At 72.6% G+C, this 17,531-nt stretch carries 15 protein-coding genes; 3 read left to right on the top strand and 12 right to left on the bottom strand.

What is annotated here, in order from left to right; translation table 11 throughout:
* Positions 1-713 precede the first annotated feature (713 nt).
* On the bottom strand, positions 714-1,583 hold the full coding sequence (locus KDY119_RS08960; RefSeq protein ID WP_153022218.1) for a GNAT family N-acetyltransferase: 870 nt from the start codon (positions 1,581-1,583) through the stop codon (positions 714-716).
* Between the two features lie 91 nt (positions 1,584-1,674).
* Between KDY119_RS08960 and KDY119_RS08955 the strand changes: the two genes are divergently transcribed.
* A complete protein-coding gene (locus tag KDY119_RS08955) occupies positions 1,675-2,052 on the top strand; it encodes a VOC family protein (protein ID WP_036950215.1) in 378 nt (125 codons plus the stop codon).
* 25 nt (positions 2,053-2,077) lie between these two features.
* Here the strand turns inward: KDY119_RS08955 and KDY119_RS08950 are convergent, their stop codons facing one another.
* On the bottom strand, positions 2,078-2,515 hold the full coding sequence (locus KDY119_RS08950; protein ID WP_036950217.1) for a VOC family protein: 438 nt from the start codon (positions 2,513-2,515) through the stop codon (positions 2,078-2,080).
* 249 nt (positions 2,516-2,764) lie between these two features.
* On the opposite strand from KDY119_RS08950, the gene aspS reads away from it, so the two are divergent.
* Positions 2,765-4,078, top strand: coding sequence for an aspartate--tRNA(Asn) ligase (gene aspS / locus KDY119_RS08945; RefSeq protein ID WP_036950219.1), 1,314 nt, complete (start codon positions 2,765-2,767; stop codon positions 4,076-4,078).
* 7 nt (positions 4,079-4,085) lie between these two features.
* Here the strand turns inward: aspS and KDY119_RS08940 are convergent, their stop codons facing one another.
* The 4 genes from KDY119_RS08940 to KDY119_RS08925 are packed head-to-tail and all read right to left on the bottom strand — an operon-like array spanning position 4,086 to position 7,806.
* A complete protein-coding gene (locus tag KDY119_RS08940; protein WP_036950221.1) occupies positions 4,086-4,577 on the bottom strand; it encodes a pyridoxamine 5'-phosphate oxidase family protein in 492 nt (163 codons plus the stop codon).
* Positions 4,578-4,590: 13 nt separating this feature from the next.
* Positions 4,591-6,945 (bottom strand): ATP-binding cassette domain-containing protein, encoded by a 2,355-nt coding sequence (locus tag KDY119_RS08935; protein WP_036950223.1) that lies wholly within the window; start codon positions 6,943-6,945, stop codon positions 4,591-4,593.
* A complete protein-coding gene (locus KDY119_RS08930) occupies positions 6,942-7,355 on the bottom strand; it encodes a VOC family protein (protein ID WP_036950969.1) in 414 nt (137 codons plus the stop codon). The genes KDY119_RS08935 and KDY119_RS08930 overlap by 4 nt, the downstream gene beginning before the upstream one ends.
* A 10-nt stretch (positions 7,356-7,365) precedes the next feature.
* Positions 7,366-7,806 (bottom strand): helix-turn-helix transcriptional regulator, encoded by a 441-nt coding sequence (locus KDY119_RS08925; protein WP_036950224.1) that lies wholly within the window; start codon positions 7,804-7,806, stop codon positions 7,366-7,368.
* 276 nt (positions 7,807-8,082) lie between these two features.
* On the opposite strand from KDY119_RS08925, the gene KDY119_RS08920 reads away from it, so the two are divergent.
* A complete protein-coding gene (locus KDY119_RS08920) occupies positions 8,083-8,427 on the top strand; it encodes an RNA polymerase-binding protein RbpA (protein WP_036950226.1) in 345 nt (114 codons plus the stop codon).
* A gap of 105 nt (positions 8,428-8,532) precedes the next feature.
* Here the strand turns inward: KDY119_RS08920 and KDY119_RS08915 are convergent, their stop codons facing one another.
* From KDY119_RS08915 to tatC, 6 genes are all read right to left on the bottom strand, one after another.
* Positions 8,533-9,291, bottom strand: coding sequence for a polyprenol monophosphomannose synthase (locus KDY119_RS08915; protein WP_036950228.1), 759 nt, complete (start codon positions 9,289-9,291; stop codon positions 8,533-8,535).
* Positions 9,292-9,300: 9 nt separating this feature from the next.
* The gene (gene lnt / locus KDY119_RS08910) at positions 9,301-10,881 is read right to left on the bottom strand and encodes an apolipoprotein N-acyltransferase (protein ID WP_051136553.1); all 1,581 of its coding nucleotides are present in this window, start codon (positions 10,879-10,881) and stop codon (positions 9,301-9,303) included.
* Between the two features lie 277 nt (positions 10,882-11,158).
* Positions 11,159-12,799: an amidohydrolase gene (locus KDY119_RS08905; protein ID WP_153022217.1), complete on the bottom strand. Its 1,641-nt coding sequence runs from the start codon at positions 12,797-12,799 to the stop codon at positions 11,159-11,161.
* A 34-nt stretch (positions 12,800-12,833) separates the two neighbouring features.
* Entirely contained in the window at positions 12,834-15,770 is a 2,937-nt protein-coding gene (locus tag KDY119_RS08900) for a DEAD/DEAH box helicase (RefSeq protein WP_153022216.1), read from the bottom strand.
* A 41-nt stretch (positions 15,771-15,811) separates the two neighbouring features.
* Positions 15,812-16,771, bottom strand: a complete 960-nt coding sequence (locus KDY119_RS08895) for a diacylglycerol/lipid kinase family protein (RefSeq protein WP_153022215.1) — start codon at positions 16,769-16,771, stop codon at positions 15,812-15,814.
* Positions 16,768-17,511, bottom strand: a complete 744-nt coding sequence (gene tatC, locus KDY119_RS08890; protein ID WP_036944220.1) for a twin-arginine translocase subunit TatC — start codon at positions 17,509-17,511, stop codon at positions 16,768-16,770. Before tatC ends, KDY119_RS08895 begins: the two co-directional genes overlap by 4 nt.
* Positions 17,512-17,531 lie beyond the last annotated feature (20 nt).

Below are 17,531 nucleotides of genomic sequence, written 5' to 3'. Positions count from 1 at the left end.
ACATAACGTACATTATCGGATCGCTACCAGTGCGAGTTGCTCGGGATGCAAGAACGCGCACCGGGCGACGAAGACGGCGGCGGCGGCGGCGCAGTTCAAGAGGCGCAGTCGCCGGCAGTATGGAGATTCGGTTGTGAACCAAGTCAACTTCCAAGACGGCCCTCTTGCCGAGCTAGGCGAACTTCTCTACGACGGCTCTTCAGACGCGAAGATCTATTCCGTCCGCTCTGAGACCTGCCACGCCCAGGCGACAGCGAACATTATCTGCGAAAGCCAGACGGCCTGATATGAGAATCGCGCGCCTTCTTCAAGGGTGCTACGTAGGTATTCCACCGACTCTGAAGTCTGGCCTACTCCCGGCAGCGGCGGATCTGACTCGAACTGGAACGCTTCATCGAACTCAACGGTCCAAAAGAGGTCCTGGTGCGAGAGGTCAATTTCCTCCCCCATTGATGCTTCAAGATGTTCGAGCACCTCAGTGCATGCGTGTCGGAGTTCCTTTAGTGAGATTGCTGACCGCTTTGCCGTCATCTCTTCTCTCCCCCTCTTCTCAAGCTTCCTGATCTTCTTTGCCTAGTTGCCAACAAGCTCGCGCGGAGATGCGGTGTCAGAGCTGGCGACGAGGCGGTCCGGTGCCGCGACGCCGACCTCGCGAGAGGCAGGGTTACGCGGCTCGGTCACCGCCCTAGTGTCGGCGGTTGACGTCAGCTCTGTCAGCCGGCGGCGCGTGCTGCGTCGAGGCGAAGATCCTCCGGGATGAACCCCGCCGCTCGGTACGTCGCGACCGCCGCGACGTTGGACGCCGGCGTGCACACGATCGCGCTGGACGAGCCGAGCTCTCGCAGCGCCCGCGCGGCCGCGAGGCTGATCGCGGTGCCGTAGCCGTGCCCGCGGTGGTCGCTGTGCACGCCCACGGGCTCCAGCAGTCCGGGCCTGCCCTCCCCCGCCGACCACACCGTGGCCGCCGCGACGGATGAGCCGGCGTCGTCGTACGCGACGAGGCACCGGGCGTCGTCGTAGGCGCCCGTGGCTGCCACGAGGCGCCACCCATCTTCTGTAAAAGTTGATCCAGGAAACGATGCGCGATGGACGGCAACCCGGTCGTGAACGTCCTCCGGCTCGACGACGGCGATCCGAAGCCCTGGGTCCGGCACGGGTTCGGCGAGGTCACGGCGCAACGGGGTCCACGACTCCCCCGGCTCCCAGCCTGCCGTCAGCACGACGTCGTGCAGGACGGTGCCGTTCGGTGTCTCGAGGTACGCCTCCCCCGCCGGCAGCACGCCACACGCCTCGTCGGCGAGGTCGTCGACCACGCGGCGCGCGAGCTCCTCGTCCTGGAACGCCTCCGGATCGATGGCCAACCGGAGAAGGTCGGGCGCGTCGAGCATCCCGAGCGCGAGGATCCGCCCCTCGCGGCGCCACACGCGCAGAGCCGCGGCCGCCGCTCCGAGACCGACGCGCTCCCTCCACGCGACGTCGCCCGGATGGAGCTGGAGCGGCGTGCGGTCGTCCTGCCAGCTCCTCAGTACTGTCAGTGCCTCGTCGAGGTCGGTCGTCCCGGGATCGTCCAGCGTCGTCGCCATGCCTTGATCACACCACCGGGTCGCCGACCGACCCACCGAATTCTTCCGGCCTGACCTGCGGGCGGCGGAACCCGGCGCGCAGGATGGGTCCATGACCAGTCGGATCACCACCATCGCCATCGACGCCGCCGACCCGGAGCTCGTCGCCGCCTTCTGGTGCGACGTGCTGGGTTGGCGCGTCCTCGAGCGCGACGGCGACCTGATCAGCATCGGCGCCGACGACAGGTCCTGGCCGACGATCGACGTCGCCTCGGTCCCGGAGGGCAAGGTCGTGAAGAACCGCCTGCACCTCGATCTGCGAGCGGACGGCACGACGACGCAGGCCGAGCTCGACCGGCTGCTCACCCTCGGCGCGCGGCGCGTCGACGTCGGGCAGGGCTTGGACGTCCCGTGGACCGTGCTGGCGGACGTCGAGGGGAACGAGTTCTGCCTGCTGTCGCGGACAGCGCAGGACGCCCGGTCCGAGTGAGCTGCTGGCGGTCGGTGTCGGCGCGTCAGGCGAGCTCTTCGGCGAGCATGACGACGATGCCTGCGGGTCCGCGCAGGTAGCAGAGCCGGTAGCTGTCCTCGTACTGGACGACGTCGCCGAGCAGCTCGGCCCCGTGGGAGCGAGCGACGGCCACGGCCGCGTCCACGTCGTCGACGGTCAGTGCCACGCGGTGCAGTCCGACGGTGTTGGGTGGCGAGGGGGCGGGAGTGTGGGCGACCGGCGTCTCGTACTGGTTGAGCTCGAGCTGGCCGTGGCCGTCAGGGGTGCGGAGCATGACGACACGGCACCGGACATGACCGAGTCCGGCGACCCGGTCGACCCAGGGCCCTTCGACGGTGGTCTCCCCCACGACCTGGAACCCGAGGTCGGTGAAGAAGTCGGTCGTGGCGGCGATGTCGTCGACGACGATGCCGACGTTGTCGAGGCGCAGTGTGGTCACCATGGGCTCACGCTAGCCCGGTGCGGCCGCCGAGGGTTTTCGCTGGGCACCGTGGCCGGACCGCTCTAGCCTCGTGCGTGGCGAGCGTGAGGCGTGACGACCCTCGGGCCGGGCACCAGCGGCCCGGGCAGGCGACCGCCCGCGCGTGCGGCGTACCGACGAGAGGCCGGGCAGCACAGCCGGCGAAGGTGTGGTGGCACCGCGACCTTGCCCCCGCCCACACCTCCAGGGCTTCCGCACTCTGGAGGAACGATGAGACGACCCGTACCCGCCCGCACCCTCGCTGCCGACCTCGCCGGCGCGGAACCCGGCGCCGACGTGACGCTGATGGGCCACGTCCATCGTCGTCGTGAGCTCGCGACCGTGGCGTTCCTGCTGCTCCGGGACCGTTCGGGCGTCGCCCAGGTCGTCGTGCGTCCGGACGAGCTGCCCGACGGCGGCCTCCCGCCCGAGGAGACCGTCGTCGAGGTGACGGGACGCGTCACGCCGAGCGTGCAGGCGGGCGGTGGCGTCGAGGTGACCTCTCCACGGATCAGGCTTCTGTCGGAGCGGGCGGCGACGCCACCGATCGAGCTCTGGCGCCCGGTTCTCTCGGCCGGGCTCCCCACCGTCCTCGACCACGCCGCTGTGACCTGGCGTCATCCCCGCCGCCGCGCAGCGTGGGAGATCGCTGCGGCGAGCCTCCGCGGCTTTCGTCGGGTGCTCGACGACGCCGGGTTCACCGAGGTGCAGACCCCCAAGCTCGTGGGGACCGCCACGGAGTCGGGGGCGAACGTCTTCCCCGTCGACTACTTCGGGCGGACCGGGTATCTCGCGCAGAGCCCGCAGTTCTACAAGCAGCAGCTCGTGGGCGTCTTCGAGCGGGTCTACGAGGTGGCGCCGGTCTTCCGGGCGGAGCCGCACGACACCGTCCGACACCTGGCCGAGTACGTGTCGCTCGACGTCGAGCTCGGTTTCGTCCGCGACCACCGGGACGTGCTCGAGCTGCTGCGTGTGGTGCTCGTCGGGATGCTCGACGGCGTCCGCACGCACGCGGCCGGCGCCGTCGATCGTCTCGGGCTACAGCTTCCCGTCGTCCCGGCCGAGATCCCGGTGATCCATTTCGCCGAGGCGCTCCGGCGGGTCGGCGCGCCACCGGACCAGCCCGACCTGGCTCCCGAGCACGAGCGGGCGCTGGGCACGTGGGCGCGCGAGGAGCTCGGCAGCGACCTGCTCGCCGTCGAGGGATACCCGCTGCGCAAGCGACCGTTCTACACGCACCCCTGGACGGGTGCGCGGTTCGAGGGCGGCCCGTGGAGCAACAGCTTCGACCTGCTGTTCCGCGGCGTCGAGCTCGTCACCGGCGGACAACGTCTGCACCGGCACCCCGACTACGTGAGCGCGCTCCGGGCGCGGGGCGAAGCACCGGCGGCGTTCGCGGCGTACCTCGAGGCGTTCGCCCACGGCATGCCGCCGCACGGTGGCTTCGCGATCGGGCTGGAACGGTGGGTCTCGCGGCTCGTCGGCGCTTCGAACGTCAGGGAGGTCACGCTGTTCCCCCGGGACCTGCACCGGCTCGAGCCCTGAGGTCGCGCTACTGCCCCGCCTGGCGTCGGACGAGCTCCTCGACGGCGCTGGGCAGGGTCGTCTCGAAGTCGATGAGCTTCGCCCACGTCGGGGTCACGACGACCCGGACCATCCCGTCGGTGTACAGGGCGCGCACCCCGGCCTCCCACTCGACGCGCTGCTCGGGCGTCATCTCGTAGGTCGTGTTCGCCTCGAGGAACTCGGCGGGGATGCCGTCGACCCGGTCGAGCTCGGCCCGCCCGCGGATCAGGAGGATCGCGGGCGGGTGGACCTCGGTGTCGATGGTCAGGGCTACGGCCGGGTGGGCGCGGAGCGCCGCGAGCTTCGGGGCGTTCGGCGGCGTGCACATGACGATCTCGGTCCCGTTCCAGCTGAACGCGATAGGCACGTTGCGGGGCGTCCCGTCGGCGGCGACGTACGCGAGCCGGGTCAGGTCGCGGGCCAAGAGCTCGCGGCTGAGCGGCCGGTCCAGGATCTCGGCGACGGTGGTGGGTTCCACGATGTCCCTCTCGTCAGGCGCCGACGTAGTCGGCGAGGTGCTCTCCCGTCAGCGTGGTCCGCCCGGCGACGAGGTCGGCGGGCGTGCCCTCGAAGACGACGCGGCCGCCGTCGTGCCCGGCACCCGGCCCGAGGTCGACGATCCAGTCGGCGTGCGCCATGACGGCCTGGTGGTGCTCGATCACGACGACGGACTTGCCGGAGTCGACGATCCGGTCGAGCAGCCCGAGGAGCTGTGCGACGTCCGCGAGGTGCAGGCCCGTGGTGGGCTCGTCGAGGACGATGACCCCGCCCTTGTCCCCCAGGTGCGTCGCGAGCTTGAGCCGCTGGCGCTCCCCGCCGGACAGCGTGGTGAGGGGCTGACCGATGGTGAGGTAACCGAGCCCGACGTCGGTGATCCGTTCGAGGACGGTGTGCGCCGCGGGCACGCGTGCCTCGCCCGTCGAGAAGAACTCCTCGGCGTCGGCGGCGGACAGCGCGAGGACCTCGCTGATGTCCTTCCCGCCGAGCCGGTACTCGAGCACGGAGGCCTGGAACCGCTTGCCCTCGCACTCCTCGCACACTGTCGCGACGCCGGCCATCATCCCGAGGTCGGTGTAGACGACGCCGACGCCGTTGCACGTGGGGCACGCGCCCTCGGAGTTCGCGCTGAACAGGGCGGGCTTGACGCCGTTGGCCTTCGCGAACGCCTTGCGGATCGGCTCGAGGAGACCGGTGTAGGTCGCGGGGTTGCTGCGGCGCGACCCACGGATCGCGGTCTGGTCGACGTGCACGACGCCGTCCCGCCCGACGACGGATCCCGTGATCAACGAGCTCTTGCCCGACCCGGCGACGCCGGTCACGACGACGAGCACCCCGAGCGGCACATCGACGTCCACGCCCTGCAGGTTGTGCGTGCTCGCGCCCCGGATCTCCAGCGTGCCCGACGGCGCCCGCACCGACGTCTTGAGCGTCGCCCTGTCGTCGAGGTGCTTCCCGGTCAAGGTGCCGCTCGTGCGCAGGCCGTCGACCGTGCCCTCGTAGACGATCTGCCCGCCGGCGCTCCCGGCGCCCGGGCCGAGGTCGACGACGTGGTCGGCGATCGCGATCATCTCGGGCTTGTGCTCGACGACGAGCACCGTGTTGCCCTTGTCCCGCAGCTGCAGCAGGAGGTCGTTCATGCGGACGATGTCGGCCGGGTGCAGCCCGACGGACGGCTCGTCGAACACGTACGTGACGTCCGTGAGCGCGGACCCGAGGTGCCGGATCATCTTGGTGCGCTGCGCCTCTCCCCCGGACAGCGTCCCCGAGGAGCGGTCGAGGCTCAGGTACCCGAGCCCGATCCCGACGAACGAGTCGAGCGTGTCCGCGAGCGCCCCGAGGAGTGGCGCGACGGACGGTTCGTGGAGGCCGCGGACCCAGGTGGCGAGGTCGCTGATCTGCATGGCGCAGGCGTCGGCGATGCTGACGCCGCCGATCTTCGAGGATCGGGCGCCTTCGCTCAGGCGGGTGCCGTGGCACGCGGGGCAGGTGGCGAAGGTGACGGCGCGTTCGACGAAGGCGCGGATGTGGGGCTGCATGGCGTCGACGTCCTTGGCGAGCATCGACTTGGTGATCTTGGGGATGAGGCCCTCGTAGGTGACGTTGATGCCGTCGACCTTGATCCGGGTGGGTTCCTTGTACAGGAGGTCGTGGAGCTGACGCTTCGTGAAGTCCCTGATGGGGGTGTCGGGGTCGAAGTACCCGGCGCCGCGGTAGATGCGGCCGTACCACCCGTCCATGGAGTAGCCGGGGATGGTGAGGGCGCCCTCGTTGAGGGACTTGGCGTCGTCGTACAGGGCGGTGAGGTCGAAGTCCTGGACGGTGCCGCGGCCTTCGCAGCGGGGGCACATGCCGCCGACGACGTGGAACTCGGCGCGCTGCTTGGCGGTCGCGGCGCCGCGTTCGACGGTGATGGCGCCGGCGCCGCTCGCGGATGCGACGTTGAAGGAGTAGGCCTGCGGGGAGCCGAGGTGGGGTCGGCCGAGGCGGCTGAACAGGATCCGCAGGAGGGCGTTGGCGTCGGTGACGGTGCCGACGGTGGAGCGGGGGTTGGCGGCGAGGCGTTCCTGGTCGACGACGATGGCGGTGGTCAGGCCGTCGAGGACGTCGACGTCGGGGCGGGCGACGGTGGTCATGAAGCCTTGGAGGAAGGCGCTGTAGGTCTCGTTGATGAGGCGTTGCGACTCGGCGGCGACGGTCCCGAACACGAGGGAGCTCTTGCCGGACCCGGAGAGCCCGGTGAACGCGGTGAGCCGTCGTTTGGGGAGCTCGACGGAGACGTCCTTGAGGTTGTTGACGCGTGCGCCGTGGACCCGGATCCGGTCGTGGCTGTCGGCGACCTGTGTCATCGGGCCGCCTGCTGGACGCGGACGAGGTTGCCGGAGGGGTCGCGGAACGCGCAGTCCCGCACGCCGTAGGGCTGGTCGGTGGGTTCCTGGACGACTTCGGCGTCGTGGGCCTGGACCTGGTCGAAGAACGCGTCGAGGTCGGGGGTGGCGAGGTTGATGGACGCGAAGGTGCCCTTGGCCATCATCTCGGTGATGGCGCGGCGCTCGTCGTCGGTGATGCCGGGGGTGGCCTCGGGCGGGTAGAGGACGATCGACGTCTCGGGCTGCCCGGCGGGGCCGACTGTGATCCAGTGCATGCCCTTGTACTCGACGTCGTCGCGGACCTCGAACCCCAGCGCGTCCCGGTAGAACGCGAGGGCGGCGTCGGGGTCGTCCTGCGGGAGCATGGCGGAGTGAATCGTGATGTCCATGACGGTCACGCTACGGGTGCGCCCCCGTCGTTGCTTCTCGATTCCGGACGGGTCGGGTGACCTGTTTCGCGACGCACGACGGCATGCCTTCCGTGGCCTGCCGTTGCTGGTCCCGGTACGTGCTGGGCGGGACCCCGACGAGCTCCGTGAACCGGCTGCTGAACGTCCCGAGCGACGAGCACCCGACGGCGAAGCACACGTCGGTGACGGTGAGGTCGCCGCGGCGCAGGAGCGCCATGGCGCGTTCGATCCGGCGGGTCATGAGGTAGCTGTACGGGGACTCGCCGAACGCCGCCTTGAACTGGCGGCTCAGGTGCCCGGCGGACATGTGGGCGCCCCGCGCGAGCTCCTCGACGTCGAGCGGCTGCGCGTACTCCCGGTCGATCCGGTCCCGCACCCGGCGCAGCAGCACGAGCGTGGCGCGCCGGTCCTCGTCCCTCGTGGTGGCCACCCTGCGATCCTGCCACGCCGTCGCGTCACGACGGCGGCCGAGTGCGCGAGCGGGGCGGGTCCGGGTTCGGCCCGACGACGCCGTCCGCCGCCTGCGGAGCGGTCCTTCACGGGACCTTCACGGCCCGACGTGCATCGGACGGAACACTCCGGCAGTGTTACGGGTTGGTATCCTCAGAAGCTTGTGCTGTCCGGCCGCACCACGGCCAGGGCCGCACCCGCGGGCCCGACCCAGCCCGCACACGACGACACGACACCCCACCATTTGGAGGACGACATGGCAGACCGCTCGCTGCGCGGCATGAGCATCGGCGCGAAGAGCATGGAGTCCGACGAGGGCGTCGACTTCGCGCCCCGGTTCCAGGCGCACTACGACTGCCCCAACGGGCACACCATCATCCTTCCGTTCTCGGTCGAGGCCGAGGTGCCCCCGACGTGGGAGTGCCGATGCGGCGAGGAGGCGCTCCTGCGCGACGCCGAGCGCCCCGAGGCGAAGGCCACCAAGCCGCAGCGCACCCACTGGGACATGCTCCTGGAGCGCCGCACGATCAAGGAGCTCGAGGAGCTCCTCGACGAGCGGCTCGAGCTCCTGCGGGCCGGCAAGCTGCGCCGCAGCGCCTGAGCGGGGCGCCGGCACCGGCGACCCGCCTCATGACGAAGGCTCCCGAGCCACGCTGGGTCGGGAGCCTTCGTCGTCGGGCGGCCTCGCTCGTCCTCGTCAGGGCCGTCAGGCCCGGCGACCCCCGACGAGCGCGCGCAGCTGCTCGAGCCGGTGCTCCGCGCCCCACCGGGTCACGTTGACCAGCGCCTCGCCGACGATGTTCCCGCTCATCTTCGACGTGCCCGCCTCCCGCTCGACGAACGTGATCGGGACCTCGACGATCCGGCCCCCGGACCGCAGGATCCGCCACGTCATGTCCACCTGGAAGCAGTAGCCCTGCGAGGACACCGTGTCGAGGTCGATCGCCTTGAGCGTCGCCGCCCGGTACGCGCGGAACCCGCCCGTGGCGTCGTGCACGCCGATCCCCATCGCGAGACGCGTGTACGTGTTGGCGCCGCGCGAGAGCACCTCGCGGTGCACCGGCCAGTTCACGACCCGCCCGCCCGGCACCCAGCGCGATCCGACGACGCCGTCCACGGCCGGGTCCTCCAGCGCCGCGAGCAACCGAGGCAGGTCCTCCGGCCGGTGCGACCCGTCCGCGTCCATCTCGACGACGACGTCGTAGCCCCGCTCGAGCGCCCACCGGAACCCCGCGATGTACGCGGTCCCGAGGCCCTGCTTGCCGCTGCGGTGCAGCACGTGCACGGCGTCGTCCGTCTCGGCCCAGCCGTCGGCGATCTCGCCGGTTCCGTCGGGGCTGCCGTCGTCGACGACGAGGAAGTCCGCGTCGGGCACCGCCTTGCGCAGGCGCTCGTACGTCACGGGCAGCGAGTCGCGCTCGTCGTACGTCGGGGTCACGACCAGCACACGGGAGCCACGGGACACGCTGAGTTCCTACCTCTCGCCGGGAAGACGGCGCCGCGCGAGCGCGCGACGCAGGGAGCCGATCATCCCACCGATCACGAGGAGCACCGCAACCGTGCCCACCGCACGCGCCGGCCACTCACCCGCCCGGACGGCCGGGGTGATGCTCGTGCGCAGCGGCAGGTCGGCCACCAGCTGCGCGGGTTCGAACAGCCCGGTGCGCTGCAGGACGATCCCGCTCGGCGACACGACCGCGCTCACGCCGACCGTGGACGCCTGCACGGCCGCGCGCCCGGTCTCCATCGCGCGGAACCGGGTCATCTCGAGCTGCTGCGTCGACTCCGCGGTGTACCCGAAGGACGCGTTGTTCGTCTGGACGAGCAGGACCTCGGACCCGAGCTTCACGGACTGCTCGACGATCGAGTCGTACGCGACCTCGAAGCAGATCACCGTCGAGAACGGGACGTCGCGTCCCAGCCGGGTGGAGGGGAGCTCCATGATCGCGGGGCCGTGGCCGGGGAGCATGTCGGTCTGCACCTCGTCGACCGAGGCCGAGAAGTGCGACACGAAGCTGCGCAGCGGGATGTACTCCCCGAACGGGACCGGGTGCTGCTTGACGTACCGGTCGATCACGCCCTTGTCGGGGTCCCACAGGAGCGACACGTTGTACCGGCCGCCCGTCTTCGGGTACTCCTGCGCACCGACCAGGATCGGCGCGCCCACGGCCTTCGCGGCGGACGTGATCGCGTCGCCGACGTCCTTGTACTGCTGCGGGTCGTAGTCCGAGCCGTTCTCCGGCCAGATCACCATGTCGAGGTCACCGGGCTGGACCTTGTCGAGGAGGTCGTACGTCCCCGCCAGGTGGTTGCGCAGCACCTCGCCCGCGTTGTCGAACGCGCTCGCGCCCGGCTTGGACACGTTGCCCTGGACCATCCCGACCTTGAGCTCGCCGTCCTGCGGGAGCACGTCGAGCCCGACGGACAGCGGGGCCACGACCAGCACGAAGGCTACCGCCGTGCCGACGACCACCCCGAGGACCCGCAGCCGGACGGCGCGCAGCACCACGATCCCGAGCAGCGTCCCGACGACGGCGACCACGAACGACACCCCGACCGTCCCGCCGAGCGGTGCGAGGCGCCCGACCGGGGAGTCGACCTGGGTGAAGGCCAACCGCCCCCACGGGAAGCCGCCCCACGGCCACGCGGAGCGGAACGCCTCGACGCCGACGAACAGGACCGGGAACGCGACCGCGTCCCACCAGCCCGCCCGGGACAGGGCACGCAGCCCCCGCGCCAGGCTCCAGGCCACCCCGAGGAGCGCGAGGAACAGCGCCGACGCGACGCTCAGCGCGATCCACGCGACGACGCCGGCCGCGATGTTCGACCACCACAGGTGCGCCGGGAAGAACGCCAGCCCGAACACGAGACCCACCAGCGCGTTCCACCACAGGCCGCGGCGCTGCAGCGCCACGTAGAGGAGCGCGACCGCGACGAAGACCAGACCCCAGACGTCGGCGTCGGGGAAGGAGAGGAAGAGGGCTGCGCCACCGGCCGCGGCGAGGAGGAGCGAGAGGATCCGGCCCGGGGCGGGAACGGGCGACGAGCGTGGCACCCGTGAAGGGTACGTCACCGAGGTGGGCGCCCAGCGGCAGGACGGCGACCGAGATGCCGGCCGGCTCGCGCGTCCTTCGTGCCGTGCACGACTGCCACCCGTCGTGCACGTTTTCTACTGAACGCGCGAGCCGACCTGAGCTCTGCGAGCCGTTCCGGGCGGGACGTGGCGGGAACCCCCGCTGTGGCCGCCTCCGCCGGGACCCCCAGGCCTGCACACCCTCCGAACCTAACCCGCTCCCCTCCCCACCGACAAGAGGAACAGGGCATCGGAACGCTCAGCCGAGCTCGTCGTGCACGACGACGCCCGCGCGGACCGTCTGCAGGCAGTGCGGCGTGGGGAGCTCGGGGTCCAGGTCAGGCAGCAGAGGGGTACCGGCACGGGCCTCCGCGCTCCACGACGACATGCTGCCGGGGGCGGCCTGCACGGTCAGGTGCTGGGCGTCCCAGACCGCGAGATGCGCGGGCGCACCCACGCGCAGCTGCCCCGCGCCCGTCCCGTCCAGGCCCGCGATCCGCCAGCCGCCGCGCGTGTGCGCGTTGAACGCGGCACGGGCCGACAGCCGCTGCTCGGGCACCGGGTGGAACACGGCCCCGCGCACACCCGCCCACGGGTCGAGCGCCGTCACCGGGGTGTCGGAGCCGAAGGCCAGCGGCACGCCCGACGCCGCGAGGTCCGCGAGCGGGCTCAGGTCGGCCGCGCGGGTCGCTCCCAGGCGCTCGGCGTACATGCCGTCGGGGCCGCCCCACGCGGTCACGAACGAGGGCTGGACGCTCAGGCTGAGCCCGAACACGAGCATCGCGGCGAGGGCCTTGGCATCCACGAGCAGCGCGTGCTCGATCCGGTGCCGGCCCGCGGCCACGGACTGCTGCCCGTGCACGTCGGCCGCGATCTCGAGACCGAGCAGGAACTCGTCCATGCCGCGGTCGCCGATGATGTGGAAGCCGCCCGGGACGCCCGCCGCGGCCACCGCGGCGAGGTGGTCGCAGATCTCCTGCGCGTCGAGGAACAGCGTCCCCGTGCCCTGGTCGGGGGCGTCCCGGTAGGGCGAACGGACGGCGGCCGTGCGGGACCCGAACGAGCCGTCGATCGTCAGGTCTCCCCCGATGCCCGTCAGGCCGGGCACGTCGGCGAGCAGCGCGCGGGCGTCGTCGGGCGTGGAGCACAGCTCGCCCCGGTACCCGACCACGAGCGGCAGGGCCGACCCGGCGTCCGCCGTGAGCGCGAGCAGCTCCCGAAGGCCCGCGCGCGTGTCCGCCGCGGGCGTGCTCATCTCGTGCACCGCCACGATCCCCCGCCGGGCGGCCTCCGCCAGGACCGCGCGGTACAACGCGGTGCGGCGCACGGGCGCGAGGTCACGGGCGACCGCGCGGACCCGGTCGTAGGCCTGCTCTCGGACGAGGCCGTCGTCGGACCAGCCCGGCACGCCGATCGCCCCGGAGCGCTCGGCGAGGCTCGTGCTCACGACCGCCGAGTGGGAGTCGACCCGGGCCGCGTAGACGGGGGCGCCGCCGCACGCGGCGTCGAGGTCGGCGCGCGTGAAGGGGCCGGCGTCGCCCCACGCGCTGTCGTCCCAGCCGTGGGCGAGGAGCACCTCGCCGGACCGGGCGTCCAGGTCCGCGGCGGCGTCGTGCAGGCGGGCGAGCGCGTCCGCGGGCGACGTGACCCCGGCGGCCACGCCGAGGTCCACACCGACGGCCGCCAGACCCGTCTCCAGGACGTGCACGTGCGCGTCGACGAACGCCGCGGTCACGAGGGCGCCGTCGAGCTCGACGACGCGGTCGGCGCGGGCCGCGAAGCCGTCCGCGGTGTCGTTCGCGCCGACCCACGCGACGACGCCGTCGTCGACGAGCACGGCCTCGGCGAAGGGGTCCTGGGGCGAGTGGACGACGCCGCCCCGGTACAGGATCGAGGTCACGGGACCCGACCCTATCCGCCCCCGCCGGTGGACGTCAGACGGACGAGTACGCCACGACGCCCCGCAGGATCGCGTGCTGCGCGTCGCGGGCGGTGTCCCGCAGCGCCGAGCTCGGCGCTGCCTGCGCGATCTGGTCCAGCACGTCCACGACCTGCTTGCACCAGCGCACGAAGTCGCCGGCCGCGATCTCGGAGCCCTGCAGGACCGTGTCGAGCCGGCGCCCGTTCGCCCACCGGTGCACGGCGGCGACGAGCCCGAGGTCGAGCCTGCGGGTCGCGTCGATGCGGTGCGTGGCCTCGAGGTCGCCCAGGCGCGACCAGATCCGGGTCGTCGCCTCGAGCGCACGGGCCAGGCGCCCGTCCGGGCCCCCCGGGACGTACGGCTCGGCGCCGTCGTCGCGCCGACCGTCGTACACGACCCCGCAGACGGCCGCGGCGAGCCCCGCGGCGTCCAGGTCGTCCCACGCGTGCCGGCGCAGGCACTCGGCCAGCAGCAGGTCGTTCTCGGCGTACAGGCGGCGCAACCAGCGCCCGTCGCGGGTCACCCGGAGCTCGCCCGGGCCGCGACCCTCGTCGGCGGCGAGGTAGCCGAGCTCGAGGAGCACGTCGCAGGTCCGGTCGAAGACCTTCGCGATCGACCCGGTGCGGGACTCGATGCGCCGCACCAGGGCGCGGTGCTCGCCTGCGAGCCGCTCGTAGCGCTCGCCCCAGCGTGCGTGGTCGTCGCGGTCGGGGCAGGAGTGGCACGGGTGGGCCCGGAGCGCTGCGCGCAGGCGGGCGAGCTCGGCGTCGTCGGCGGCCGTGCTTCCCCGGCCGCGCCGGTTCGCGCCCCGCCGCTGCGCGCCGGGCGGGGTGCGCCCGTCGGCGAGCGCGTTGCGCATCGAGGAGACGAGGTCCTTGCGGTGCCGGGCGTTGCGGGCGTTGAAGCCCTTCGGGACGCGCACGGTCCCGACGACGGCGATGCCCGCGGGCGCGTCGGCGAGCGTGAGCCGCTTGGCGCGGCCCTCGCTCGTCAGGACCGTCGGGCTGGGGCCGTCGAAGCCCCCGCCGCGGCCGCGGTCCACCACCACGACGTAGCCCGCGCGGCGCCCGGACGGCACCTCGACCACGTCCCCGGTGCGCAGCTTCTCGAAGGCGGCCGCGACCTCGGCGCGCCGGTTCGCGGACGCGGCCCGCGACAGCTCGGCCTCGCGCGCCGAGATCTGCCGCCGGATCCCGAGGTACTCCGCGAAGTCGCCGCGGTCGCAGGTCATGGCCTTCTCGTAACCCTGCAGCGCCTCGGCGTGCGCCTGGGCCTGCTTGGCGAGCCCGACGACGCCGCGGTCGGCCTGGAACTGGGCGAACGACGTCTCCAGGACCTCGCGCGCCCTGTCGCGCCCCACCTGCGCGACGAGGTTGACCGCCATGTTGTACGTCGGGTGGAAGCTCGAGCGCAGCGGGTACAGGCGCTTGGACGCCAGCCCGGCGAGGGCGACGGGGTCGAGCCCGTGGTGGTCCACGACGACCGCGTGCCCCTCGACGTCGATCCCGCGCCGCCCCGCGCGCCCCGTGAGCTGGGTGTACTCCCCGGGCGTGACGTCGACGTGCTGCGAGCCGTCCCACTTGACGAGCTTCTCCAGGACGACCGAGCGCGCGGGCATGTTGATCCCCAGCGCCAGGGTCTCGGTCGCGAACACGACCTTGACGAGCCCGCGGCTGAACAGCTCCTCCACGGTCTCCTTGAACAGCGGCAGCATGCCGGCGTGGTGCGCGGCGATCCCGCGCGCCAGCGCCTCGACCCAGGAGTGGTAGCCGAGGACCTCGAGGTCCTCGCCGGGGATCGTCGCGGAGCGTTCCTCCACGACGAGGCGGATCTCGGCCTCCTCCTGCGGCGAGGTCAGCCGCAGCCCGGCCGCGAGGCACTGCCCGACGGCGTCCTCGCAGCCCGCACGGGAGAAGATGAAGTAGATCGCGGGCAGGAGTCCGTCCTCGTCGAGGGCGTCGACGACCGCGAAGCGCGGCGCCCCGCGCCGGCCGATCCCTCCCCGCGGGCCGCCCCCGCGGCCCCGGTAGCCGCGGTCCCCCGGCCCCCGACGGCCGCGCCGCGGGTCGCTCTCCGGACCGCGGGCGGACCGGAACACCGCCATGAGCTCGGGGTTGATCGGCGGGTTCACGCCCGGGTCGGTGGGGTCCACCGAGCCCGCGTACAGGTCCAGCAGGCGCGGCGTCGCCGCGGGGCCCCCGCCCGAACCCCGACCCACGAGCACGTGCTGCCACAGCGGCACCGGCCGGTGCTCGGAGACGACCACGGCGGTGTCGCCCCGGACCATCTCGAGCCACTCGCCGAACTCCTCGGCGTTGGACACGGTCGCCGACAGGGAGACCAGCTGGACGTCGTCGGCGAGGTGGATGATGACCTCTTCCCAGACCGGTCCGCGGAACCGGTCGGCGAGGTAGTGCACCTCGTCCATCACGACGAACGCGAGCCCGTCGAGCGTGCGCGAGCCCGCGTACAGCATGTTGCGGAGCACCTCGGTGGTCATCACGACCACGGGAGCCTCGCCGTTGATGGTGGTGTCCCCGGTCAGCAGGCCCACCCGCTCGGCGCCGTACCGGCGGACCAGGTCGTTGTACTTCTGGTTCGACAGCGCCTTGATGGGGGTGGTGTAGAACGCCTTGCGTCCGGACGTCACGGCCAGGTGGACGGCGAACTCCCCGACGACCGTCTTGCCCGCCCCGGTGGGGGCCGCGACGAGCACGCCGCGCCCTTCCTCGAGGGCCTCGCAGCCGCGCACCTGGAAGTCGTCGAGCGTGAAGCCGACCAGCTCGCGGAACTCCTCGAGCTCGGGCCAGGCCCGGTCGCCGCGTGCCCGCCGGCGGGCCTCGCGCTCACGGGACGCCGCGTAACGCTCCGCGGGAGACAGGGTCTCCCCCGGGTCGGGGCGGTCCGGACGGCGGTGCGAGGCGGTCGTGCGGTCGGGGGCAGCGGCCATACGGCCAGCCTACGGTGCGACGACGACGCGGCGGGGCGCCCTCAGGCGGGACGCGCCGCGAGGACGCGCAGCGCCCCCGGGACGACGTGGACCTCGCGCGGCAGCGTCCCGACGAGCTCCCCGTCGGCGAACGCGGGCGGTGGCGGGACGCCGTCGTCCGTGGGCTCGAGCCGGACCCGGACGACGCGGCGCACGTCCACGACCGGGTGCCCCACGTGCCTGCCCGCGTAGGTCAGCGGGAAGACGCGCAGCGCGCCGTGCCGGGACAGCGGGCCGGCGAGCACGAGGTCGAGGTCGCCGTCGTCGACGAGCGCGTCGGGTGCGATGCGGATGCCGCCGCCGATCGCGGGCCCGTTCGCGACCGCGACGAGCGTCCCGGGCGACTCCCAGACGGACGTGACCGTGCTGCCCGCGCCGGTGCGGGACTCGATCGTGACCCGGTAGCCGAAGGGCCGGAACCGGGCCAGCTCCCGCAGCGCGGCGACCGCGTACCTCGCGCGTCCGCGGGGGCGGCGCATCGTGTTCGCGCGGGCGTTGACGGCCGCGTCGAGCCCCGCAGACAGCACGCCGCAGAACCACCGCGGCTCCTCGTCGGGGTCGTCGGACGTCACGCGTGCGGCGTCGACGACGCGGGCGCCGGTGTCGAGCGCGTCGAGGAGCACCCGGACGGCCCGGTCGGTGTCCCGGACGGGCAGGCCCAGGGCGCGCGCGTAGTCGTTGCCGGACCCGGCGGCCATGATCCCGAGCGGTGTGCCCGTGCCCGCGCAGGCGTTCGCCCCCAGGTGCACCATGCCGTCGCCGCCGACGACCACGAGCGCGTCCAGGCCGTCCGCGACGGCGGCCCGGGCGCGAGCCAGGGCGTCGTCGAAGCTCGTGCCGGACAGCTCACGGACGTGGTGCCCCTGCTCACGCAGCCGGGCGAGCGTGCGGACCCCGGCCCGGTCGGCGTGCCCCCGGTCCGCCGTCGGGTTCACGACGACGCCGAGAGCTCGGTGGCTCACGCGGCGAGCCGCTCGGCCTGCTCGCGGGCGACACGTCGGTCGTGCACCGCGGCCACCCCGACGGCGGCGAAGTACAGCAGGCACATGGGGATAGCGACGATGATCATCGTGATGGCGTCCGGGGTCGGCGTCATGACCGCCGAGAAGAGGAACACGAGGAACACGGCCCAGCGCCACCCCGCCAGCAGCGCGCGGGCGCTGACCAGCCCCACGAAGTTCAGCGCGACCAGCACGACCGGCAGGACGCACGCGATGCCGAACGCGAGGATGAGCCGCATCACGAAGCTCAGGTAGCCCTGCGCGTCGGTGAGGTTGCTCGCGCCGTCCGGCACGAAGTCGGTGAGGATCGTCACGGCGCGGGGCAGCATGAGCCACGCCATGTACGCGCCTCCCGCGAAGAGCGGCACCGCCGCCCCGAGGAACCCGACGGCGTAGCGCCGCTCCTTGCGCGTGAGCCCCGGCGTCACGAACGCCCACAGCTGGTACAGCCACCACGGGCTCGTGATCAGGACGCCCAGGAACAGCGAGACCTTGATCTGCATGTCCAGGGCGCTCGCGAGCCCCGTGAAGTTGAGGCGGACGTCCTTGCCCGCCTCGGCCGCAGCGTCGAGCAGGGGACGCTGGAGGGCCTCGAAGACCGGTGTGTAGCAGAACCACCCGACGACGGCACCGACCACGAGGCCGAGGGCCGCGAGCACGACACGCTTGCGCAGCTCGCGCAGGTGCGCGAGCAGGGGCATCCGCCCCTCGGGGTTGGCGC

Origin of the sequence: Luteimicrobium xylanilyticum (genome assembly GCF_009429125.1) — a bacterium.
GTDB classification, from domain to species: Bacteria; Actinomycetota; Actinomycetes; order Actinomycetales; family Cellulomonadaceae; genus Luteimicrobium; species Luteimicrobium xylanilyticum.
Note: the sequence above shows the minus strand (reverse complement) of the source record. Positions and strands in the feature narration are given on the sequence as shown.